Source organism: Paenibacillus ihumii, assembly GCF_001403875.1.
Classification (GTDB): Bacteria; Bacillota; Bacilli; order Paenibacillales; family Paenibacillaceae; genus Fontibacillus; species Fontibacillus ihumii.
The window spans coordinates 1,375,814-1,398,153 of the sequence record NZ_LN884299.1 but is presented as its reverse complement, the minus strand read 5'-3'; the positions used below and the strand labels follow the sequence as shown (position 1 = coordinate 1,398,153).

Below are 22,340 nucleotides of genomic sequence, written 5' to 3'. Positions count from 1 at the left end.
GTCCCCCATATAGCAGACAGGTAGAAAATAAAGCCTGTTGCTGTAAGGTGAGCATATCATAGCGGAGACAGCCCGTTTACATTTTGTAAAAGTCCGATAAAATCCTTAAATCCCAAGCCAGCCATTAAAGTGTATCAAGTTAAAGCATATTAGGCATGCATATATCGCTCACGTATAATGCGGAAATGATGAGTCGCGTGACCGGCGATAATATAAGCAAGCGCCCTGCTGGAGACGGGTTCCCCGCTGGCGGTCCCGATGCGCTGCCAGGCTTCATCATCCAATTGCCGGACAAGCGACAGGGTCGAGCTCCTAACCAACGAGAACTCCTTCATCAGCTGCAGAATCGACAGCCGTTCAAAATTTGCATGGCTGACGAACAACTCTTCGTTAAAGCCTGGAAGCGGCGTCTTATCCCCTCTGGCAATCCGCAATAGCCGATAGCTCATCACGCGCTCTGTATCCGAAATATGACCCAGCACTTCCTTCAGGCTCCACTTGCCTTCAGCATATTTGTAATTGCCGGCTTCGTCCGAGAGTGTTCCCAGCTTCAGCATAGCCTCCTCCGGCTGGAGCTCAAGCAGAGACATGAGCTGCCCTTCCGGCACTTCACGAATATATTCCTCAAAGTATGCTGCGTACTCTCCTGGCTGTGGTCTAGATAGCGTCATAACTTATCCCCCAATCGCGATCGTCTAATCATCCCATACGTCATTCATTAAAGACTTTATATATTCACTTCGTTCTCTCGTCCGGTCCAGGTTCGTATTCCATTGGCTTCCGTCCCATTCCACGACATCGCCTGCCTTGGCGCCGGTGTTCACCAGCTTGCGAGGCACGTCCCTTGTCTTGCCGTCAATCTCTATAATACAATATTCGCCTTCAAAGCCTTCAATGATCCCTGTCATCGTTCCACTCACCTCTCGGTCGTGATTAGGTATGTATGCCCGTCTGAAGCAATCTCCACGGTACCATGCAGGTCATTGCGGTATACCTCGACCCCCTGCTTGCGAAGCCGTTCCAATACGGTCGGGGTAGGATGACCATAATTATTGTCCCCCACCTGGATCACCCCATATTGCGGGGCAACCTTCTTCAGGAAACTCAGCGTAGTGGATGACTTGGAGCCGTGATGCCCGATCAGCAGCACATCCGCCCGCAAATCTGCTCCCGATTCGAGCATATCCTTCTCGCTTGCGCGCTCGGCATCGCCTGTAAGCAAATAAGACGTATTGCCGTACACTACTTTCACAACAGCGCTCATATTGTTCCTGTCGTCAGAGGCCTTAACGGGACCGACCATCGTCACCTCGACGTCCTCATCCCATTCCAGCACGAGCCCTGCCTTGGCAGTCTTAACTTTCAGACCCTTATTCTTGATCGACAGCAGCAGCGATTCGAACGTCTTCGTATTCGCCTGAATCTTCGGCATATAAATTTCCCCGACATCGATATGATCGATCACCCGGTCCAAGCCCCCAATATGGTCTGCATCCGGATGCGTGCCTATTACGATATCCAGACGGGTCACGCCATATTCCCTCAGATAATCCAGCATAGCTTGCTCCCGGTCGTTATTCCCCGCATCAATGAGCATCGTCTTCCCCGAAGGGCTGATCAGCAATTGAGACGCCCCCTGGCCCACGTCAAGAAAGATAACGCGCAGACGATCCGAATTCATCCTGGAGGCGTTGCCGGAACCAGGCGGATCCCCCATCTCCCATTCCAAGGTACAGCCGGACAGCATTAGCATAATGGCCACAAAACTCACAAACGACGTTAAATTGAACTTAAAAATCGAATTAAGCTTCTTCATTGATCTCCCATTGTCCTTTTCTAGTTGCTCTAACCTTGCGCCATGACAACGAACCAATTAGAACATTTGTTCCTCCTATTATATTAGATGACCCCGCCAGAATCAACCATAAGCTTGCATGAACTCTATCAAAAAATATAACGCTCCAGCCTACTGCAACATCTTTAACCTGATGCAATTGCTTCAACCTTGTGCAATTGCTCTAACTAATACAAAAGCACTTCAGCCGCAATAGCTGAAGTGCTTTGTAATTGGAGTTAGGGATAAATGAGTACTGCTGTTACTTCACTGTTACCGATATCGTAACTGTCTTGCCGCCGAATTTTCCTTTGATCGACGTCGTACCTTTGCCTACCGCTTCGATTTTACCTGCGGTCACTTTCGCTACCGAAGGTTTGGAGCTTGTCCACACCGCGCTTCCGGTTACGTCGGAGATCAGCCCTGTGTCATACTGAGCCTTAACGACAACCGATTTGCTCGCTCCAGGAGCTAGGGTAAACTTCTTCTCGTCGACCGTTAGCTTGGTTAATTTAGGTACAACCTTTACATTGACAGTGGCGTTATGCCCCTGATAAGATCCGGTCAATGTGGCCGAGCCTTCGCCAACAGCCTTGACGGACGATGTGCTGATCGTGGCAACGCCTGTATTGGAGGATTGCCAGTTCATTTTGGTCGACAGGGTTACCTTCTGCCCGTTCGAATAATAACCCGTCACTTTAATCGACTTGGATTTCTTAAGGTTGAGCTCGATATCCAGCGGCTCGACGACGATCTTTGTAATTTTTTGCTCGACCGTAATCGGGATACTGATCGTCTTGTTCGAATACGTTCCTTTTAAAGTCGCCGACCCTTTAATCAGGCCTTTGATCGTTTTGCCGTCCGCGGAATCCTTGATAACCGCATTGCTATTGGAGATCGTCCAGGTCATTTCGCTGGAAAGGTCTGCTTCTTCATTACCGTTCTCCCATACGACAGCCACTTTAGGGAACGGGCTTTCCTCGCCAACGACCAGATTCAGCTTCTCTTCCTCGCTGATCAGGGCAAGCACCTTTTCTTTAACCGTAACCTGCACGTCAACCGTGCTGCTGCGGATAGAATACGCTGACTCCGCCGTTACCTTGGATTCAGGCAGCTTGGCGGTAATCGTAACCGTGCCCGCATCCTTCGCTACAATTTTGCCATCCTCGATTTTGACGATATCCTCATTGCTCGAGGTCCAGTTGACTTCCTTGCTGAAATCAATTTCCTCATCATCCAGCTTCGTTGCTTTAATCTTTGGTACGTTCAGCGATTCATTCTTGAACAATTCAAGCTCTGTCTTATCCGCTTCAAGCTTCGTAATCGTCGGTTGAACCGTTACCTTAATGGTCTTGCTGACGCCCAGATGGCTGACTTTGATCGTGGAAGAGCCCACGGCTTTAGGAGAAATCACACCTCTCTCTACCGTAACCGCAAGAGGATTGGAAGACGTCCACTCGGCTTCTGCCGTTACCTCGTCCGTGAAGTTGGCACGGCTTCTAACCTCAGCCTTCGCCTCCAGCCGCTCGCCGATAAACAGCGCTTGATCGGACGATGGGTTCAGCATAATCACTTCATATGGCGTGCGTACGTAGACATCGACCTGGCCCTTGGCTCCAAGGTATTCCGCCGTAATCGTAGCCTTACCTACGGCAACGGCTTTGATCTTGCCGTCCTCGACTGTAGCGACAGCCTTATCGGATGTCGACCACTCGGCCTTGTCGGTAACGTCGCTCGTCGACTTGTCGCTTGCCACGATGGAGGTAGCCTTGATTTCAATCTCCTTATCGCCTACGACCAGCTCGATATCCTCGGCACGCTCGCCATTCGCATATATGAGATTCAGCTCGGAATAAGGAGAGGAGACGGTCGCCTCAAAGGAAGCCGTCAAGCCGGAATATTTGGCTGTAATCGTCGCTTTACCTTCTCCAACTAGCTTGATTTTCCCTTTATCGATTGTAAGCACGGACGTATTGGAGGATGTCCAATGGGCATCCTGAGTCACATCGGCCAGCTGGCCGTTCGTATTCTCAATGATAGCCTGAGCTTTAACATTCAGATCCGCTTCATCCGCTCCAAGCTTATATTTCCCCTTCAGCGAATACTCCAAGGTCAAATCCTTGTAGGTATCCACTGCTTTGACAGTAATCGTATCTACTGCGGAGTCGTTATAGACCGCCGTAATCGTTGCGGTCCCGCTCTTTAGTGGCGTTAGGAGACCATTATCTACTTTGATAGTATCAGGCTGATCCGATGACCAGCTGACGGCACGGGTAATATCCTTCTTGACCGAGGAGCCCTCGACCGTCGCCCATACCTTCAGTTGCTTTGTTCCCTTGCCTACCGTAAGTTCTAGCGTTGCACCGGAGCCTTCAATATCAATCGATAAGACATCGCCGGAGGCAGCAAAGACGCTAGTCGGGAATACAGCGGCAATGAGCAGCACCATGGTGAGGAGCCACTTCGTCATTTTCCTGTTCGGAATCATCCATTTCTCTCCTTTGTTGTCATTTTATTGCCAGAATCCAATCCAGCTCTACTGGAATTATATCGACATCTAGGATTAAATTCGTAACCCTTTTCTATAAAAATAATTCCTTTGTCCTACTCCCGCTATCATTTATCGGTATTTATTACATTCCAGTCGATCGGGCGCTCTCCGTTCGCTTCCAGAAAGGCATTAACCCTGGAAAAAGGCCGGCTGCCGAAAAAGCCCCTTCTTGCCGCCAATGGGCTGGGATGGGCCGACTCAATGATCAGATGGCGCTCCGTATTGATTCGCGCTCCTTTTTTCTGAGCATGACTTCCCCACAGGATGAAGACAACAGGCTCTTCCCTTGCGTTCAGCGCTTCCACGACGGCATCCGTAAATTTCTCCCAGCCCTTGCCCTGATGCGAGCCCGGAAGCCCCTCCCGGACGGTCAGCACCGTGTTCAGCAGCAGTACGCCCTCCTTAGCCCAGGGAGTCAGGGTCCCGCCCGCAGGCATGGGAATCCCCAGGTCGCTGGACAGCTCTTTATAGATGTTCCGTAGCGACGGCGGAACCTTCACGCCGGGCAGCACGGAGAAGCTCAGGCCATGTGCCTGCCCTGCCCCATGATAAGGATCCTGGCCGAGTATTACCGCTCTCGTCCCTTTGTAGCTGGTCAGCTTCAATGCCTGAAACAAATCCGGCCGCGGCGGAAATATCGTATGCTCTTTATATTCCTCTTCCAGCCAGTTCATCAGCTCAAGGAAATATGGCTTGTCCACCTCTGCAGCAAGCACTTCATCCCAATCGTTGCCGAATAACTCTTCACTCATGATGTCTCTCCTTTTCTATAAAAGCTGCAGCAAAGCACTTATAACAGTTAGTAACACAACGCTAGAAGCATGCCTCGCTAACCGCATAGATCAGTGCAAATTTTGGATAACTCTACTATATCAAAAACCTTCTTCTTCCGGTCGGGAAAAGATAATTTCTATATAAAAAAATCGCACAGCCTCCATGATTGGAGAGCTGTGCGATATTCACATAATGCCGAGGACCGGGATCGAACCGGTACGGTAGTCACCTACCGCAGGATTTTAAGTCCTGTGCGTCTGCCAATTCCGCCACCCCGGCAGATTAGAAGTTGTACCTGCCAAAAAGCAATGCCGAAAAAATTCCTGCGTTGTTGATTATAGCATGAAATTCAACAGACTTTCAAGCCCTTTCCTAAACTTTACGTTTAGCTTATAGCCATATGCGGTTTTTTTTGGTAGGTTAATGGTAAGGATGATTCAATCCGGCTCATATTACATCAAGCCGAAATGTCTGGACACACTATAAATGTTATTTCATTTCGACTGGAGGTAATTAAGATGGATATTTCAACTCACGATTACAAAATAGCTCCACTGAATAATCAGGAACAAGCCGTCGCAATCATCAAAGAAGCCGAGGCAGCCATTGCGGAAGCGACCGGGAATAAGGTGACCCTGATCGCTTATGAAAAGTCAGAGCAACCATGACGACCATGACGTATAATGACCATTGCGTATATAGAGGAGGGAACTCCCATGAACAACATGCCAAAAATATTAATCATCGCCGGAGCAGTCCTAATCATTGCGGGCTTGCTCTGGTCTTTTCTGGGCAGGTTCATCCATCTCGGACGCCTGCCGGGGGATATTATTATCGATAAAGGCAACGTCAAATTTTATTTTCCCATCGTTACCTGCATTCTGATCAGCGTGGTTCTGTCATTGATTAGCTATATCGTGCGGTGGTTCATGAAATAAGAAGTAGCTGATCACGCTAGATCCTAAACTCCTACTTTTTCTCCGAAATGACAAGAATAAAAGTGGCGACTGGCCCTAGCAATAGCGAGAGCAGGAACCAATTCATTCCGCTTCTGTTCTTTCCTTGCGCGAGACCCGCATTAATTAAGGCCAGTGTCCCCCATCCTACATAAAATTCATTTTTCAAGACATTACCTCCTTCCTTTCATTAAGCATCTTCACGGTAAGCAAACTACAAGCGTCTAACCGTTCCATGCCTCATCCCGCAAAATTGCCAAGAAGCCCGATCTTCGTTACAATCATGATTAAACCATTACGTTTACTGCTAGGAGAACATAAATATCATGAGCAAAAAAATTGTAGCCATCGATATGGACGATACGATTTGTCACTTGATCCCAAAAGCTCTTTATTATCATAATTCGCAATATCCAAGCCTTCAACTGATGATAGAGCAGGTCACCAGCTTTGACCTGAGCCGCATCTGGCACCCGGAATGCACGGAAGAGGCCTTCTTCGGCAGACCAGGCCTTTACGAGGAGCTGGATATTTTTGATGAATACACCGTCGAAGAAATACGCAAAATGACCGCAAAATATGATGTTATCGTCATCACTGCGGCTCGCCCTTCATCCGTTCCCGAGAAATGGAATTGGATGCAGAAGCACCTCCCCTTTATACCCTATGAAAATTTTTTCGTAGCGAAACGCAAATATTTGGTTGGCTTTGACCTTCTGATCGATGATGGCCCTCATAATATTATCGCAGCTAGTGAAGCCGGCAAGGAAACGATCCTCATTCCCCGTCCGTGGAATGCGCATATCCAGCAACAATACCAGCTCAAGGACAGCTGGCACGGAATGTGTGATCTGGTCGATCAGATGCTGGAAGGATGATTGCTTCTTATTTTGACACCGTTCATGGCTGCTTAAGCCTTTATTGAGCTTATACCAAATAACCCTTCGTCCCTATTCAGCTTCCTCTCCCCAATTCCACAAGCCCTGCATACCTTTGGCCGGAATCGGCCTCTTCAGAAGCTGGACATCCGCCATTTCCCAGGCATAACGGCCTTCACGATAGTCTCCGAAGACATACTCCTGCTCCTCTCTTGCCTCAAGCTTCGCGGGATCCCAAGCCAGCTTCCTTCCATTTGCCTCGAGCCAGACAACTCCCTCCTCTCCGCAAGGCCTGGTCACACGATAGCAGTCCTGTAAACTCGTTACAGCAATGATAGCCCCCGCCGGTAAATTATCCGCCGTATACCCGTGCTTCGCCAGAACGCTCCGGAAAGGCTCCTCCCGGCAAATCCTGCGGTCGACCTTCTTACCGGCATGAATCGCGATTTGCCCCCGATGCCTGGTGGCCCAGCTTCGTGTTTCAAATCGCTTCTCGCCAAGCGCAAGGAGTGTTGCCCAAGGCTGGATAATAGTGATTGCTTTCATGAGTAATTCTCTCCCCTTTATATCAGCGGGCAAATTTCTACCCTGCCAGTAAACATCATATTCCTGTAATCCGAATGGTACATCCAGTATGGCTAGATACATTTTTTATTATAGGCTAATGCCGTGCCCTTCTGGGTTAAAGTCCATAGACTAATGTCAGAACATTAACCTTTGGAGGTACGTTTATGAGCGCAAATGAGTATCAACAAATCTGTTGGAGCTGCATGAATAAATATGTCGGGATTGAAACGGCTGACGGTCATGCATACGATGGTTTTATTGCCCATGTGGATCAGAACTATGTTACTCTGGCTGTTCCCAGCAATGAAATGATCCAACGTTTAGACGGATTACCAGCGAATGAATCAACCTATCGACAATTCGGCTTTTTCCCTGGCTTTTTCCCTAGACGCCGGTTTTTCTATCGCCGTTTTCCCTTCTATGGCATTCGGAACTTATTCCTCCTCCCTTTTTTCATCTGAGTTAACAGTTGGCATTTTAACAGGCTACATTTGTCAGTTGCTCCGCTGCGCGTGGGGCAGCGGTTTTCTTATAACAACTGAGATATTCGCGTATCTTATTCCCACCTGCTGAGGCTATTCTTTCCTGTGAGAATCAATTCTATCATCTACCAACCCTGCAAAAATAACAAAAAATAAACGAAAATAACCCGCCCAGGTTAGCGCCGAGGGAACGGGTTATTTTCAAGCTTGTTTCTTGGAGGTATTCCACCCAAGTGTTGTACCGGGGAGGCTGTGGCGCAGCCTCCTTGTTTCTATTGTTATCTTACTATATCGTGTAATATACCTCAACATCGTAAATTAACCGAACTTGCGTTCTCGAGAAAACACTTCCTGCATGTTGAATAAAATTCGTTTTCACGACTTACGGCACACCCATGCTACTTTTCTCTTGAAGATCGGCATTAATCCCAAGGGAGCCGCTGATCGCCTGGGAATGACGCCGGCAATGTTTAACAAACGATATTCCCACCTGTTCCCAACTTGCAGGATGAGGCCATTAATCGAATCGAATGAACTGAATAAACATGCCGAAAAGTCACTGGAACCAACGCCATATTGAGCCGCCGTTAGTAAATGCGTTAGCAAATCAGTTCTACTGAGCATTTTTATGGGTTAAATCTACCAAACTCCAAACATAACAAAAACCCCTTGCTAGGCAAGGGGTTTCGCGTGTATGGGCCCTACAGGACTCGAACCTGTGACCAATCGGTTATGAGCCGACCGCTCTAACCAACTGAGCTAAGGGCCCGGAGACGAGATGAAGATGAATTGCGGGGGCAGGATTTGAACCTGCGGCCTTCGGGTTATGAGCCCGACGAGCTACCGGGCTGCTCCACCCCGCGTCAATAAATAGCGACAACTAATAATATACACGATACCCCTACCAGTCGTCAAGTGTTCTGCTTAAAAATTTAAGGAATAAAACGAACGCCATATTTTCCTTTGCGCGAACGGAATATTTCCACCTCCCTCATTTCCTCGAAGCCATAGATCCAGCCGTCCTGGACGAGCCTCTTGGCCAGGCAGCTCGCTTGAAATTTTGTTCGGTACAGCTTATTGAAATATACCCATCTCATTTGTTGACCCTGCCCTTCAAAGTTTTGTCCATGAACCATTACAACTATAGAATACCCAATAACGCACAAAAAAAAATCCCGCCGGATCAAAATCCGGCGAGAATTTAGAATTGCTACATTTCATAGACCGAACCGTCATCATTAAACATGGCGTTAGGGTTCTTCTTCAGCTCCAACAGCATTTTATTCCCCTTCTCTGCCCATTCTTTAAGCGCTTCTTCCGGCGTCTTCTTGTTCTCAAGCACTTCCTGGAAATGCGGTCTTCCCGAATTCGTTACGCCATGCAGCCCCGGCATATCGCGCATCAGCTTCTCTTCGGCAGCGCTGGTCGGCGGAGCCGGCTTTAACTGGTAGAATGCCTCAATGTTATAGGATTGGCCCGCTCTCGGTGTAATAAACGATTTGCGGGACACCATCTCATACGAGTTGCTGCGGGATCTCAGCTTCGCGAAATCCTCTCCAGTCACGAATTTAATGTAATCCCAAGCCGTTTCGGCGTTCGGTGCCGCACTGTTGATCGAGAACGTATTCCCGAGCCAGATATTCCCGCCGATGCCCGGCTTTTCCGGATGAACCGGCATTGTAACGATGTCCCAATCAACCGGACTAAAGTTTTTAATCTTATCCGCATTATTATTTACTTCCGCAATCTCATTGATGTAGTAGCTTTCGCCGAGCATCATAGCGAGCTTGCCCGACAAGAACAAGTCTCCGCTGATCGGGCTGTAGTTTTCTTCTGAATAATACTCCTCCATGTTCATATTCGATGAACTTGGAATGATTTTGTCCTTCGCCAGCTGGCTAATCGTCCCCCATACCTTCTGCCATTGCGGAGAATTGACGGTCATCAATTCCGCCTTCTCGTCGAACACTCTGAGCTGCAGCGTGGAGATATAGCTGTACTGCATATCCCAATAAGGATCGGTTCCGACATAACGGTTAAAGGAAAAACCGAAAACCCGGTCCTTTCCTTCCCCTTTGGAAAGCAATCGCGCTTTATCAAACACTTCATCCCAGGTCATGCCGTCCGTTGGCGGCTCAATGCCTGCATCCGCGAAAATCTTCTTGTTAAAATATAGAGCCGAAGAGCTAAAGGTCGGTGTTAGTCCGTATAGCTTGTTATCTCCACCGATGTCCTTCAAAGTATCGATAACCGCAGGCACGAAATCGGAGGTGTCGTACTTATCCTCCTGAATCATCGGATCAAGCGGCTTTAGCAGATTCTCCTCTGCCAGCCGTTTCAAGGTGCCTGTGTCAGCAATGACGATATCTACTGGGTTACTGCTCGTCAACAGCTTCTTTAAGCCCTCATAATAATCTGGCTCAACATACTGCTCTTTGCTGTAATCCCTGTAGCGGTATTCGGATTGGTCGACAGCCGGTACAATTTCAATCTTAACGTTATTATTGAACTCGTAAATGTCGGTATACTGCTGCCGGAACCAGGAATCATCGTTCGATCCGTGCAGCATGCCAATGCGCAGTACCTTTTCTTCCTTGCTTTCTTTAACCTTTCCCGTGGTGCTACAGCCGGCTAGCAGGCCTACGGCTAAACTTGCAGCCAAAGCAAAGGTCATAACTTTACGTATTTTCCCAACATACCTGCTGTTCATTTGTTATCCCCCTCTAATGGTTTCGGAGCTGTAATTACAATCTTCTCCCCATCGAATTCCATACTGGCCCGGCCTCCGATTCCGACGGCCTCCAAATACTCTTTCGGTACCTGGAGACGGCCAACGCGGTCGACAACGACAAAAGCTTCATGAACCTCCTGAAGACCGCCCTGCGTGCCGAATCCGGCCTCCCCGTCAGCCTGATCCAAATTCGGATTGCGTTTGACGAATTCGGTGCTCGTTAAGCCGTCACGGATCGCTACGACCCGGTCCACCTTGCCGGCCAATTCCAAATCATGGGTAACGATGACGATCGTGATGCCAAGCTCCCGGTTCACTTCCCGGAATATGCGCATAATTTGATCCGAGGTCGCCGTATCGACTGACCCCGTCGGCTCATCCGCCAGCAGCATCTTCGGACGGTTGGACAGCGAGATCGCAATAGCCACGCGTTGCTGCTCTCCCCCCGACAGCTGATGCAGCTTGTTATGCATCCGGTCCTTCAGGCCGACCCACTCCAGAAGCTGTTTGGCGTAAGCACGGTCCAGCTTGCCGGATAGCAGCATCGGCATTTCCACGTTCTCCAGAGCCGTCAAATACGGCAGTAGGTTGCGCGCGTTATTCTGCCAGACAAAACCGACCGTGTTGCGCTTGTATTCAACCAGCTGTTCATCCTGGATCTTGAGCAGATCCCAGCCTCCTACACTCACCTGGCCGGCCGAGGGCCGATCCAGCCCGCCGAGAATGTTCAGCAGCGTAGATTTGCCGCTGCCGCTGTTTCCGATGATCGCCATCATTTCCCCTTGCTCCACGGTCAGATTCAATCCCTGCAGAGCAACGACTTCAATGTCCTCGGTTTTAAAGATTTTTACGAGTCCTTCGCAGTGAATCATCGACATCTTACCGCTCCTCTCCCATCTTGACCGCCTGATGCACCCGCAATCTTCGAATCTGCCAGAACAGCAGTCCGGCTCCCAGCGCCAGCATCACAAATACAACAACATACAGCTGGAACGTATCCTTGGAATCAAAAATGATTCTGAAAGGCGGTACCTGGGTCGTCACATTATCTGCAGTCTGCAGGAACGGCAGGTACAGCTTGCCGACTATCTTGCCAATCGCGATGCCAAGCACAATGGATAAGCCTGCAGTGAGAATCTGCTCGGCCAGCAGCATGAATGTCAGCTGCTTCCGGGACAGCCCCATCGCCCGCAGAATACCGAATTGCACGACGCGGCCCGACAGGTTAAAGAACCAGTACAGCACATAACCGATCAAGGATACGATAACCGATACGAGGAATCCGAGGCTCAGAATGCCGAATACCCCGCCGCGGGTAGGATGCTTGCTCTGCACAGCCAATACGCTGCGCACATCCTCTACAGAATAAAGCTCGATCTGCTTTTCCTTTAATTTCTCGATCAGCGGAGCCACCTTCGCTCCTTCCTCCATCTTAAGCCATACCTGGTACGGGATCAGCGGAAGCTGATCATTGATATAATCCAGATTGGCTATAATGAAGGGCCTCTCGTCAGGATACTGGCTCGGCCAATACGGAACGATGCCGTATACGGCCAATTCTATAGAGCCATCCGTTAGTGATACAGAGAAAGTATCGCCCTGCTTCAATTTATGCTTCTCGGCAAAATTGGACGGAATGATCGCAGCCGCTTCATTCATACCGAGCAAATTCAAATACTGAAAAGGATGAGTCGGGAACAGATCATTCCGGAACCAGGCGACCTCGGCAAAATCGGCGTTGTCAATTCCCATTAATGTGCCTTGACCAGCCGAGCGGCCGGATACGATGATGTTCCCCTTCGTTTGCAGCACGCGCGCGGCATGCTTCACGCCATCCAGCTCGCGGAAGGCTTGAAACGGCGGCTCTTCATTATATACGAGCTTGGCGGGCGGCGTGTTTCCGCCTTGACCGCCTCCTCCGCCAGGTCCGCCAGCACCGGGATTTCCTCCCGGCTGCCCGCCGCCTTGACCACCGCCCTGCCCTTGAGTTGGAGGCTTCGTCGTCTTCTCAGGCGTCCCCGTCCATACGGCCTGCATAATGACGTCCGTTCCGTACTTGTACAGCGTACGTTCCGTCGAGTTCACGTCGATCGTCCGGGCGGCCGAGGCGTTATACACCCCGAGTCCGAGCGTCAGTACGAGCAGGATCATTAGCGGGTAATAGGACTTGGACGAGCGGGACAGCTGCGTCAGGGTCAAATAATAAGGAACCGGCAGCCATCTCTTCCCGATCCAGCCGATCAGCTTGAGCAGCCATGGGAATACCCGCAGAAAGAACAAGCCCATCGAGAAGATGGCAATGGCCGGCACGAAGAACAGAAACGGCTGTACCTGCAGCTCATCCGTAGTCATTCCCGTCTGGAAAGTGATCATCTGGCGGTCCATGAACAGGTAATAGCCATACCCGGCGATCCCCAGCAGGGCAATATCCAGGAAATACCGCTGCCAGCCCGGCTTCCGGTCCGAACGGGCCTGCTTCTGCTTGGCATTGACAATAGATGATCTTGCATACGATATCGCCGGAATCAACGTAGCCAAGATGGCGATAACGACGGCTGCACCGCCAAGGGCGAGCGCATCCATATTAAAGCCCACCGGGATCGACTTCCGGTTCACGAAGGCCAGGAAGCCATCCGCAGCCCCGATACTTTTGGACATGAACCATCCAAGCAGCGGTCCTATAATCATAGCCGCCAGACCAAGCAGCACCCCTTCCAGCAGATAAATGAACACGATTTGCTTGGTAGAGGCTCCGCGGCTGCGGAGCACAGCAATATCGCTTTGCTGCTTATCCAGCGCTTGGTGCGCATTCATTACGATATAATAGAACACCATGGCAATCATCGGCGCGGCCAAAGTGAATAGCAGCGTTTGCATCTGAAGACTCTGCTTCCGGAAATCATTGAGCAGTCCGCCGAAGGAGATATCGACTTTCGTATCCTTCAGCTTCTGGTACAGCTCCACGTTCAGGCGATCCAGCGTACTCTGGAGCGGAGTCAGCTGGCTCGTCTTGATCTCCCGAAGATCGAATGCATAGTACCAGCCGGAATTGTGAAGCGGTACAGCCAACTTTGTGAGCAGCCCTTCATTGAAGGCCTTCTCACTGACGTAAAATTGATTCATCATACCTTCAAAGCCCTGATACCAGAAAGGATCATTCTCCTGCAATGGCTGGAAGGTTCCTACGATCTTTACCTTTAGGGTCAGGTCGGATTTGCCAATCACAGGATATTCCATGACCGCACCGACATGCAGGTCCTGGCGGAACATAGCTTCCTCCAGCATCAAAGCCTCGATTTGTCCATCATCGACCTGATCACTGAACGCCTTCCCGTTCGTGATGTTAATATGATCCGCCAGGCCGCTCATCGTAACGATCGACATCGCTCTCTTGCGGCTCGCGTCGACCTTGCTCGGATCCTGAGGATACACCTCGGACGTACGGATCGCTCGCGTATTCACGTAGGTCTGCTGCGGGAAACCGATTTCCTCAGGAATTTCATTTACGATATAAGAGTGAACGCTCTCCAGTCCGGCAAAATCCGTCTTCGCCCCGCCAGCGGCCTGATAGCTCATCAATAACGAACCGGCGGGCAGGCCTTTGCTCTCTTCCTTCAATGAATTCGAAACAACCCGCTTAAGCGCCCCATCCGAATACATCGGAATACTTACTGTAAAAGAGACAGCGACGACAAGTCCTAACAGCGTACTGAGCGTCAGCCATTTCGTGTTCCACATTTTGCGGAACAGCAAGCGTAATAAAGGAACACCCATTAGCGACCCACTACTTTCTGCCCCGGTTCTAGTCCTTTAAGAATCTGCACATCGGTCGGGGTCTGAACTCCTACTTCTACGTCAGCTTCACGCTTCGATCCATCCGGTTCGACAACCTGTACATAGGTACGCGATCCGACCTCACGCAGTGCCGACTTCGGAATCAACACCGCATCCTCAATACGCTGAGTAACGATTCTCACAGTCAGCATGGTTCCCCGTCCCAAATCCTCGGGCCATTTATCCAATTCAACGATCAGATATTTATCGATAGAGTCCTTCTCTGGAGGGGTGCCATTCTGACCGCCGTTGTTGTTATTATTGCTGCTGCCGCTGTCCGGTGCGGAAGGCATAACCTTCACCTTGCCGTTGAACTGGCCGAACGTATTGATATCCACCGTCGCCTTCATCCCGACAGCAAGCTTCTCCAAATCCTCTTTGCTGAACGTGGCGCCAACTACGAGGGCCGAAGTATCAGAAATAACGCCTAATGATTCATAAGCTTTAATAGTTGCGCCCTTCTCTGCCTTTAAAGACACGATGGTCCCCGCAAATGGCGCCCGCAAAGTTCCGTCTGCGATTTGCTGCTCGAGATCGACCAGCTCCTGACGCGCTTCCTCGAAGACGATCGCGGATTCCTCGAATTCATATTCCTCTTTCTCATCCTTGGTGCGCAGCGCCTCCTTCATTGCAATTTCCTGCTTGCGGAAATCAAGGCGCTTCTTGCGAAGCTGCTTCTGCAGATCCTCGACGTCAAGCTCGATGAGAATGTCGCCGGCGGCAACCTTATCCCCAGCCTTCACTCGAACATTCTTAATATGGGTGGCTCCCTTGTCATCGGAAAAATAAAGCGGTTCCTCCCGCTGGCTCAGTATTTTGCCCGTGCCCTTTACATCCAGCTCGATCGTTTCCTTCCGCACTACGTGCTCCGGCTTCTTCGAAATCGTCGGCGGAGTAATGACCGGAAGGTCCTCCTCCTCCTCTTCGTTCGGCAGCAATCCGCAGCCGGCTGCGCTTATGAGGACAATACATAAGGACACCAGGCTCAGCGTCCGGAGCCATGCCTTTTTATTCAATAAATTTTCCATCCACCATTTCATAAACATGGTCTGCTACCTCCAAGATTGTAGGATCGTGAGTAGTCATACAAATCGTCACATGTTCCGTATGTATGATATTTTTGAATACAGTCATCACCTGCGCGCCCATCTGGGAATCCAGATTGGCCGTAGGCTCATCGGCGAGCAGCAGCTTGGGCCGATGCGCAATCGCTTTGGCGATTGCTACGCGCTGCTGTTCCCCCCCGGACATCTCGAACGGGCGGTGAAACATTCTTTTGCCGAGTCCAACCAGCTCCAGGCACTCCGTTACGCGCGGCTTCCATTGCTGCGGAGGCACCCCGGCCATGCGCAGCGACAGCTCAACGTTCTCCCATGCCGACAAGAGGGGCAGCAGCGCATAGGCCTGAAAGATGAACCCGATCTGATCGCGTCTAAGTACCGTTCGCTTGTCATCGCTAAGCTGATGAAGCGGCTGACCGCGGAACAGAATTTCCCCTTTTGTAGGCTGATCCAGTCCGCCTAGCATGTTGAGCAGCGTCGTTTTGCCGGAGCCCGACCGGCCTTTGAGCATTACAAGCTGACCGGACCGAACCTCCATGTTAATGCCCTTAAGCACATGAAGCTCAGTCCCGCCTACCGGAAACGTCCGGTGAACCTCCCTTACGGACAGAATCGTCTCCGAGAAATCCCGCGATTTCCCTCTGCTTCCCTCTTCCTCAGCTGCCAGCGTCGTGGCGGCTGCTTCATCACGGCCCTGCTCTCTCTCGCCAGCCGCTTGATCCAGCTCTTCTTGTTGAGCTTCGGGAGCTTCAGGAGTTTCATTCGACATAACCTTCACATCTTGATCATCGGATTGTTCTGATTTTACAGTTTTGCGAAACCATCGCATCATTGTGTATCGTTCTCCTATGCTTCCTATTTTTACTCCCTATGAATTCCATCACGTCTAGCATTATAAACGAAATCCCATGGCAAAAAGTTACAACATTTTTTACGATATCCGAAAGTTTAACACGAGAAGGCAGCAGCCCACGGATATCGCCGAAAAAATGGCCGCCAAACAAGGTCTGACTCCTCAGAAAGTTACAGCGATAGACGCTTTTTCTTAAAATATTGAAATTTTATTTCCATTAATTACTCACTGAACTGCGGGCATAAGTTTGATAAGATGGCGAGGACTCGAACGTTAACATAATAGGGAGATAGAGATAGATCATGAAGCGACGCGCAAAACTACTAATACTTATATCTATGACGTTGTTTGGCTCCATTAGTTGCGGCCTTCAACAGCCCGCCTTAGCCAGCAAGCCGGAATCTCCGTTTCAGGACATTGACGGCAGCTATGCCAAGGCAGAAATCCTCGCGCTGCATAACGATAATATAATGAAGGGTACCCGCCCCGGCTTTTTTGCCCCGAAGCAGCCGATGACCCGGGCTGAATTTCTGACTACGCTGGTCCGCATGCTCCAGTTGACCCCCGTGCAAGCCAAAGTGCCTTCCTATATTGATGTTGCCCCATCTTCATGGTATTACGGCTACATACAAGCGGCCGCGGAAATCGGGCTGGCCTCGGGAACCGGATCAGGCGCATTCAGTCCCAACCGGCCGCTCAGCCGCCAGGAGGCTGCAGCCTGGATCGTCCGCGCGTTCAAGCAGCGGCCTTCCTCGAATTCAATATTGCCCGCCTACCGGGACCGTTCAGAGATCGCTGCATGGGCTCTTCCCTACGTAAACGCAGTGACGAAGCTGCAATTCATGGGTGGATATGAGGGGCAGTTTCAGCCGAACCAGCCGTTGTCCCGCCAAGAAGCTGCTTCTCTGCTGTACCGTGTACACGCCCATAAGACGTGGATGAATGAAATCGATAAGGAAGCCAAGCCCAAAATCCAAATCGGCTGGCAATACGGGCAGACGAGGGAGCAGTATGAGCACAGCATTCTGCAATCCAATGTGAACGTTCTGTCCCCCCGCTGGCTTTTCCTCGAGAAAGGCGGAAAACTGCGGGACTATGCGGATCCTTCTCTTATCACATGGGCCAAGCAGCATGACAAAGCGATATGGGCTATGCTGGGGAACGGCTTCGATATGGAGGCGACGCATGAGCTTCTGTCCTCTTCCGCCGAAACAGCAAGCTTTATCCAGAGTCTTATCACCTTTGTGCAGGGGTACGGTCTTCAAGGAATCAACTTGGATTTTGAAAATATACATCCGGAGGATCGCCCGTACTTTACCCGGTTCATCAAGCTGCTGGGCGAGCAAATGCATGAGATTGGAGCCATCCTGTCTGTTAACGTATCGCCGGAGCTGGGCAGTGACTGGACGGCGGCCTTCGATTATGAAGCCTTGGGCAAATATGCGGATTACATCGTGCTGATGGGCTATGACGAGCATTGGTCAGGCGCTCCCTACGCCGGTCCAGTTGCTTCTCTGCCTTGGGTGCAGAACGGTCTCGATACGCTTCGGAGGGATGTCGCGGAGCAGCAAATTATTCTGGCCCTGCCCTTGTACAATCGTGACTGGACAATCAAAGAAAACAGCAGTCCGCCCCCTTCTCTCGCGTCCAGCGATATCTCTCTGCCGAAGCAGTCTGAGCTCATGCGGCAATATAAAATCCGGCCCGTATGGAACGATACCCTGGGCCAGTACAGCGCCGCTTATTTTAATGGATCGGCCCATCGGCTATGGCTGGAGGATTCCCGCTCGCTATCGCTTAAATACCAGATGGCCGAAGCCCGCGGCATCGCCGGCTTTGCCTACTGGCATATCGGCGGCGAGACGCCGGACATATGGACGAGCCTCAGCAACGCAGAACGCTACGCCTCGTACTCATTTCATAAATGATATGTAAGACTTCTCCGCCGATCTTATGCCAGGAAATAAAGAAGCCATTCCCTATGGATCGGGAATGGCTCTTATCCTTGTTATGCTCCAAAGGACGACGGATCCTTGCGCCAGGATTGCAGCAGAGCTAAATCCTCCTGCTTAACGATGCCCTTCTCAACCGCAACCTCGATCAACGCAGCGTAGTTGGACAATGTCTGCATAGTCGAATTCGGCCGCTTGACTGATCACGATCGAACCGGAGCCAATGACGAGATCTGATGACTTGGGCCAAAAATAACGGCAAACAAGTCTGGACCATAGTCGGAAACCGATTTGAAAAACGACGCATAAGCTTCTTACTTCCATCTCGCTCTCCTCAAAAGCGATCCAAAGCTTGAAGTCCTTCGTCCAGAAATACAGATCGCATGGCATCAACGTCGATTTCGGAAATGTTGCGGCTTGGAAAACGCAGAGAAGTATGAGGGATTTACTTATAATGAAATAGGGGGCATCGTCGTGTGCACCGACGAATGAACGCCCTATTTTCTTTGCTTCTATCCCAAATCTATAAATTTCGCAACCTAAATCTATGCGGATCAAATACCACAGATCTTAAAACAGGGATGAACTATAGATTTCTTCATGCCAATGAAAACGATGAATCGCCCTTACATTAATTCAAAACATCATGTCTTGTTAGTTCGTTTTTTATAATCACCAGGGTTCCTCTTCAAGCTAAAAAAGTCAAAATCTCAAACAGTAGATGCTAGAATTGAGTTCTTGGATAGTACCTTTGAAGCTTACTTGTATCCTATCACTTTGGAAGCCGAACCTCCCGCCGTCATGATCACTATATGTATCCAAAACGTTACGTTATCGAATCAACAATATTCAGCTTTGGTTCATCATTATACATGAACGAAATTCCTTAACTTTGGTAGATAACTGAGTATATGTTACCACTAATAAATGACGCTAAACATCATTGCACTAACCGCCATTGGAGTTGCAGTCTTTACGGAGTTCTAACGGGAGCAGTAGTACAAGGAGATGATAAGATCATCAACTAGTCTTGCTAATCGCTGACCCATGCCCGTTTACCATCTTTATCTATTTAAGATAAATAAACATATATACATATTATGTACTTATATGGTGATATAATGGTGTGTAATCATTATATTTCATATTTTGGTCATTTTAAAATAATTGTAGAGCTGGCCAGCTTACAATATAAACAGATTTTGTGCTTCAATTAAAAGAAGAAGAGTATGATAACATGAAAAGAACTTTTATTTTAGCAATTTTAAGTATAATTTTAACTTTCTCAGGGGCAATATTAGCGTTCGCAGCACCAATTGATCAACTAAATACTAGTGATAGTATTTTATATCATGGTAAGAGCATTCAATTACCATCAAACCTGACTAAAGAACAAAAGGAAATTCTTACATTACAGATTCGAGAACTGGAACGCAGCGAAAACAGCGGAATAAAACCAGCATTGGCACTAACGCCAATTTTCATTCCGTACGTCGTCTCTTCATATGAATATGATAAAAAGAAAGTAGCTACTTTTTTGGAGAATCGTACCAACGTCACTCAAAGTGTTAGGAAGACAGTTGAAGTATCATTGAGTATGTCTGGAAGCAGTACACTCGCAAAAATACTTGCGACACAATTAGGATTTCAAGCATCCTTAAAAGAATCATATACTGCAGAGGCAAACGTCCCTGCAAATACTACTTATTATGTTGACCAGATTGATCACTGGAAACACATTCAAGGAAAATACGACATATATTTATTAATAAATGGTGTACTTACTCATCAAGGTAGTGGTGACTGGTCTGCTGAAATTCCACAATATGTTGCTTGGAGTATAAGAAAATAATAATTCGTAGAATTACTACAGATTAGACAATAGAATTAACTGTAGAATGATAGTGAAATGATCACTTAAATACATTTCATTACTTTCTACAGTTTTTAATTTAGGAGAGATTATTCATGAAAGATCGTTTTTATTTAATCATTGCTGTATGTACTTTTATTACTGGTAGTTTTTTTAGTCTGCTACTAAACTTCTTAACAGTAATTGTTCATGAGTTGCAGCCAAACAAACCATTAACAGATTTATTTCCGTTCTTGGCACTACCGTTTTATTTAAGGTTATTAGAAATTGGTTATGTGGCTCTAATTATTATCTTTATTGTTAAATATAATCGTTCAAAAAGTGAAAAGTAATATTAGTTAGATAGGTATGATTTTACAAAAAACACTTCGCAATAAAAGTCTATCTGCATATCCTGCTATATGTCAGAAGCATTCTTTGAGATTCCTCAATGTCCCGGCTATATCCCAGTTTCCCCCTAGGTTCCGAATAGTGAAACTGCCCAAAAGACCACTGAGAACTTTAAATCCGACTATAAATAAATAATGTAAAATTATAACTATAATCAATACTAAAATAATTAAAGAACGAAACATTTACGGAGACAAATGTTTCGTTCTTTGGGCTTCACTTTAACGACGCCGGGTTTTGCCGCCATGACTTTAATAGCTCCAGGTCTTCCGGCTGAATGTCGCCGCGCTGTACGGCCACATCAATCAATGCCGTATAGTTGGACAAGGTTTGCAGCGGGATACCAGCTTCAGCAAACGCCTGCGTGCTTTTGTCCAGCTGGTAATTAAAGATGGCCAGCACAGCCAGTGGCTCGGCTCCAGCCTCGCGAACAGCTTGGGCCGCCTTAATTGAGCTGCCCCCTGTCGAGATCAGGTCCTCGATGACGAGGACCTTCTGCCCCGGCTTGACCAAGCCTTCGATCAGGTTCTCCTTGCCATGTCCCTTCGCCTTGTCGCGGACATAGATCATCGGCAACCCGAGCTTCTGAGAGACAAAGGCCGCATGAGGGATACCTGCCGTGGCCGTTCCCGCGATTACCTCGGCTTGCGGATAAGAGCTGCGGATGATATCGGCGAACGACTCAGCGATGAGGTCCCGTATTTCAGGATAGGACATCGTCAGCCGATTATCGCAATAAATCGGCGACTTGATTCCCGAGGTCCATGTAAAAGGCTGATGCGGACGCAAAGCGACAGCCTCGATGTCCAGCAATTTTCCTGCTATATCTAAAGCAATTTGATTTGTGTTTACCATGCTTCCTTCATCTCCTCAATAATAAGCTCAGCAGCGCGGCGTGGATCCTTGGCCCCTGTAATCGGGCGGCCAACGACGATGAAATCTGTGCCTTGGCGCATCGCATCCCCTGGAGTAAGCGTTCGGGACTGGTCTCCCGCTGCGCTGCCGGACGGACGAATGCCCGGCGTCACCGTCTTGAAGCCATTTCCGCAATGCTGCTTGATCGCCTGTACTTCCAATGGGGAGGCGACAACCCCATGCAGTCCGGCTTCCTTGGCCAATGCGGCATACGCGACGACAGCGTCCTCCATCGTTCCCGGAATGCCGATTTCCCGATTGAGGGTATCCTGGCTGGTGCTCGTCAGCTGGGTTACCGCAATAATGGCCGGCATCGCAAGCGACGGGTCTCCGGCTAAGGCATCCCTGGCTCCTTCCAGTGCGGCAGCCATCATTTTGAGCCCTCCTGCAGCATGTACATTGAACATGTCTACACCCAGCCGGGTTACGCTGTTCGCTCCACCCTTTACGGTATTCGGAATATCATGCATTTTCAAATCCAGGAACACCCGGTACCCGCGTTTTTTCAGCTCCCTTACAAAGTCGGGGCCTACTGCATAATACAGCTGCATCCCGATCTTCACGTAGCAAGGGATGCCTTCCAATTGAGTGATGAGCTTCCGCGCATCATCCGCAGTCGGGTAATCGAGCGCGACCATGAGGCGCCCGGCAGCTTGTTCAAATGTACTCATCGTTTAACATGTCCCCCC

The 22,340-nt window shown here is 49.2% G+C and carries 24 protein-coding genes and 3 tRNA genes; 7 read left to right on the top strand and 20 right to left on the bottom strand.

Features of this window, described 5'->3' with window-relative positions:
• Positions 1-149: 149 nt before the first annotated feature.
• The 7 genes from BN2762_RS13710 to BN2762_RS13685 form a co-directional block, all read right to left on the bottom strand.
• Positions 150-671: a DinB family protein gene (locus BN2762_RS13710; protein WP_055107511.1), complete on the bottom strand. Its 522-nt coding sequence runs from the start codon at positions 669-671 to the stop codon at positions 150-152.
• Positions 672-695: 24 nt separating this feature from the next.
• Positions 696-908 carry a DUF3006 domain-containing protein gene (locus tag BN2762_RS13705; protein ID WP_055107510.1) on the bottom strand — a complete coding sequence of 71 codons (213 nt, stop codon included), beginning with the start codon at positions 906-908 and terminating at the stop codon, positions 696-698.
• Positions 909-916: 8 nt separating this feature from the next.
• Positions 917-1,816: a ComEC/Rec2 family competence protein gene (locus BN2762_RS13700; RefSeq protein WP_055107509.1), complete on the bottom strand. Its 900-nt coding sequence runs from the start codon at positions 1,814-1,816 to the stop codon at positions 917-919.
• On the bottom strand, positions 1,803-2,003 hold the full coding sequence (locus BN2762_RS27765; RefSeq protein WP_222861083.1) for a hypothetical protein: 201 nt from the start codon (positions 2,001-2,003) through the stop codon (positions 1,803-1,805). Before BN2762_RS27765 ends, BN2762_RS13700 begins: the two co-directional genes overlap by 14 nt.
• Positions 2,004-2,096: 93 nt before the next feature.
• Positions 2,097-4,322, bottom strand: a complete 2,226-nt coding sequence (locus BN2762_RS13695; protein WP_055107508.1) for an Ig-like domain-containing protein — start codon at positions 4,320-4,322, stop codon at positions 2,097-2,099.
• A gap of 128 nt (positions 4,323-4,450) precedes the next feature.
• Positions 4,451-5,137: a uracil-DNA glycosylase gene (locus BN2762_RS13690; RefSeq protein WP_055107507.1), complete on the bottom strand. Its 687-nt coding sequence runs from the start codon at positions 5,135-5,137 to the stop codon at positions 4,451-4,453.
• A 215-nt stretch (positions 5,138-5,352) separates the two neighbouring features.
• A tRNA-Leu gene (locus BN2762_RS13685) sits at positions 5,353-5,438 on the bottom strand.
• Positions 5,439-5,677: 239 nt separating this feature from the next.
• Here BN2762_RS13685 and BN2762_RS27290 point away from each other — a divergent pair.
• Together BN2762_RS27290 and BN2762_RS13680 are read left to right on the top strand one after the other, a co-directional pair.
• Positions 5,678-5,827, top strand: coding sequence for a hypothetical protein (locus BN2762_RS27290; RefSeq protein WP_187386523.1), 150 nt, complete (start codon positions 5,678-5,680; stop codon positions 5,825-5,827).
• A 48-nt stretch (positions 5,828-5,875) separates the two neighbouring features.
• Positions 5,876-6,097, top strand: a complete 222-nt coding sequence (locus tag BN2762_RS13680; protein WP_055107506.1) for a DUF2905 domain-containing protein — start codon at positions 5,876-5,878, stop codon at positions 6,095-6,097.
• Between the two features lie 31 nt (positions 6,098-6,128).
• Here the strand turns inward: BN2762_RS13680 and BN2762_RS27285 are convergent, their stop codons facing one another.
• Positions 6,129-6,284: a hypothetical protein gene (locus BN2762_RS27285; RefSeq protein ID WP_187386522.1), complete on the bottom strand. Its 156-nt coding sequence runs from the start codon at positions 6,282-6,284 to the stop codon at positions 6,129-6,131.
• Positions 6,285-6,441: 157 nt separating this feature from the next.
• Between BN2762_RS27285 and BN2762_RS13675 the strand changes: the two genes are divergently transcribed.
• Complete coding sequence (locus BN2762_RS13675; protein WP_055107505.1) at positions 6,442-6,993, top strand: 5' nucleotidase, NT5C type; 552 nt, start codon at positions 6,442-6,444, stop codon at positions 6,991-6,993.
• Positions 6,994-7,065: 72 nt separating this feature from the next.
• Here BN2762_RS13675 and BN2762_RS13670 read toward each other — a convergent pair whose 3' ends face one another.
• Positions 7,066-7,539, bottom strand: a complete 474-nt coding sequence (locus BN2762_RS13670) for an ASCH domain-containing protein (RefSeq protein ID WP_055107504.1) — start codon at positions 7,537-7,539, stop codon at positions 7,066-7,068.
• Positions 7,540-7,724: 185 nt separating this feature from the next.
• On the opposite strand from BN2762_RS13670, the gene BN2762_RS13665 reads away from it, so the two are divergent.
• Positions 7,725-8,021 (top strand): hypothetical protein, encoded by a 297-nt coding sequence (locus BN2762_RS13665; RefSeq protein WP_055107503.1) that lies wholly within the window; start codon positions 7,725-7,727, stop codon positions 8,019-8,021.
• A 716-nt stretch (positions 8,022-8,737) separates the two neighbouring features.
• Here BN2762_RS13665 and BN2762_RS13660 read toward each other — a convergent pair.
• The 8 genes from BN2762_RS13660 to BN2762_RS13630 all read right to left on the bottom strand — a co-directional run bounded on the left by BN2762_RS13660 (position 8,738) and on the right by BN2762_RS13630 (position 16,500).
• Positions 8,738-8,811: transfer RNA gene (locus BN2762_RS13660), tRNA-Ile, on the bottom strand.
• Between the two features lie 20 nt (positions 8,812-8,831).
• Positions 8,832-8,905, bottom strand: a tRNA-Met gene (locus tag BN2762_RS13655).
• A gap of 69 nt (positions 8,906-8,974) precedes the next feature.
• A complete protein-coding gene (locus BN2762_RS27280; RefSeq protein ID WP_187386521.1) occupies positions 8,975-9,139 on the bottom strand; it encodes a hypothetical protein in 165 nt (54 codons plus the stop codon).
• 113 nt (positions 9,140-9,252) lie between these two features.
• On the bottom strand, positions 9,253-10,752 hold the full coding sequence (locus BN2762_RS13650) for an ABC transporter substrate-binding protein (protein ID WP_055107502.1): 1,500 nt from the start codon (positions 10,750-10,752) through the stop codon (positions 9,253-9,255).
• Positions 10,749-11,645 (bottom strand): ABC transporter ATP-binding protein, encoded by an 897-nt coding sequence (locus tag BN2762_RS13645; RefSeq protein WP_055110034.1) that lies wholly within the window; start codon positions 11,643-11,645, stop codon positions 10,749-10,751. The genes BN2762_RS13650 and BN2762_RS13645 overlap by 4 nt, the downstream gene beginning before the upstream one ends.
• A gap of 7 nt (positions 11,646-11,652) precedes the next feature.
• Positions 11,653-14,547 (bottom strand): ABC transporter permease, encoded by a 2,895-nt coding sequence (locus BN2762_RS13640; protein WP_055107501.1) that lies wholly within the window; start codon positions 14,545-14,547, stop codon positions 11,653-11,655.
• A complete protein-coding gene (locus tag BN2762_RS13635) occupies positions 14,547-15,653 on the bottom strand; it encodes an efflux RND transporter periplasmic adaptor subunit (RefSeq protein ID WP_055107500.1) in 1,107 nt (368 codons plus the stop codon). The genes BN2762_RS13640 and BN2762_RS13635 overlap by 1 nt, the downstream gene beginning before the upstream one ends.
• A complete protein-coding gene (locus BN2762_RS13630) occupies positions 15,616-16,500 on the bottom strand; it encodes an ABC transporter ATP-binding protein (RefSeq protein ID WP_074048631.1) in 885 nt (294 codons plus the stop codon). The genes BN2762_RS13635 and BN2762_RS13630 overlap by 38 nt, the downstream gene beginning before the upstream one ends.
• Positions 16,501-16,859: 359 nt before the next feature.
• Between BN2762_RS13630 and BN2762_RS13625 the strand changes: the two genes are divergently transcribed.
• On the top strand, positions 16,860-18,449 hold the full coding sequence (locus tag BN2762_RS13625) for an S-layer homology domain-containing protein (RefSeq protein ID WP_055107499.1): 1,590 nt from the start codon (positions 16,860-16,862) through the stop codon (positions 18,447-18,449).
• An 80-nt stretch (positions 18,450-18,529) separates the two neighbouring features.
• Here the strand turns inward: BN2762_RS13625 and BN2762_RS28080 are convergent, their stop codons facing one another.
• The gene (locus tag BN2762_RS28080) at positions 18,530-18,652 is read right to left on the bottom strand and encodes a hypothetical protein (protein WP_262362815.1); all 123 of its coding nucleotides are present in this window, start codon (positions 18,650-18,652) and stop codon (positions 18,530-18,532) included.
• Positions 18,653-19,710: 1,058 nt separating this feature from the next.
• Here BN2762_RS28080 and BN2762_RS13620 point away from each other — a divergent pair.
• Both BN2762_RS13620 and BN2762_RS13615 read left to right on the top strand, forming a co-directional pair.
• Entirely contained in the window at positions 19,711-20,325 is a 615-nt protein-coding gene (locus tag BN2762_RS13620; protein WP_055107498.1) for a hypothetical protein, read from the top strand.
• Positions 20,326-20,441: 116 nt separating this feature from the next.
• The gene (locus tag BN2762_RS13615; RefSeq protein WP_055107497.1) at positions 20,442-20,678 is read left to right on the top strand and encodes a hypothetical protein; all 237 of its coding nucleotides are present in this window, start codon (positions 20,442-20,444) and stop codon (positions 20,676-20,678) included.
• 274 nt (positions 20,679-20,952) lie between these two features.
• On the opposite strand, the gene pyrE is transcribed toward BN2762_RS13615, so the two are convergent.
• Positions 20,953-21,591 (bottom strand): orotate phosphoribosyltransferase, encoded by a 639-nt coding sequence (gene pyrE, locus BN2762_RS13610; RefSeq protein WP_055107496.1) that lies wholly within the window; start codon positions 21,589-21,591, stop codon positions 20,953-20,955.
• The gene (gene pyrF, locus BN2762_RS13605) at positions 21,585-22,322 is read right to left on the bottom strand and encodes an orotidine-5'-phosphate decarboxylase (RefSeq protein WP_055107495.1); all 738 of its coding nucleotides are present in this window, start codon (positions 22,320-22,322) and stop codon (positions 21,585-21,587) included. The genes pyrE and pyrF overlap by 7 nt, the downstream gene beginning before the upstream one ends.
• Between the last annotated feature and the right edge of the window lie 18 nt (positions 22,323-22,340).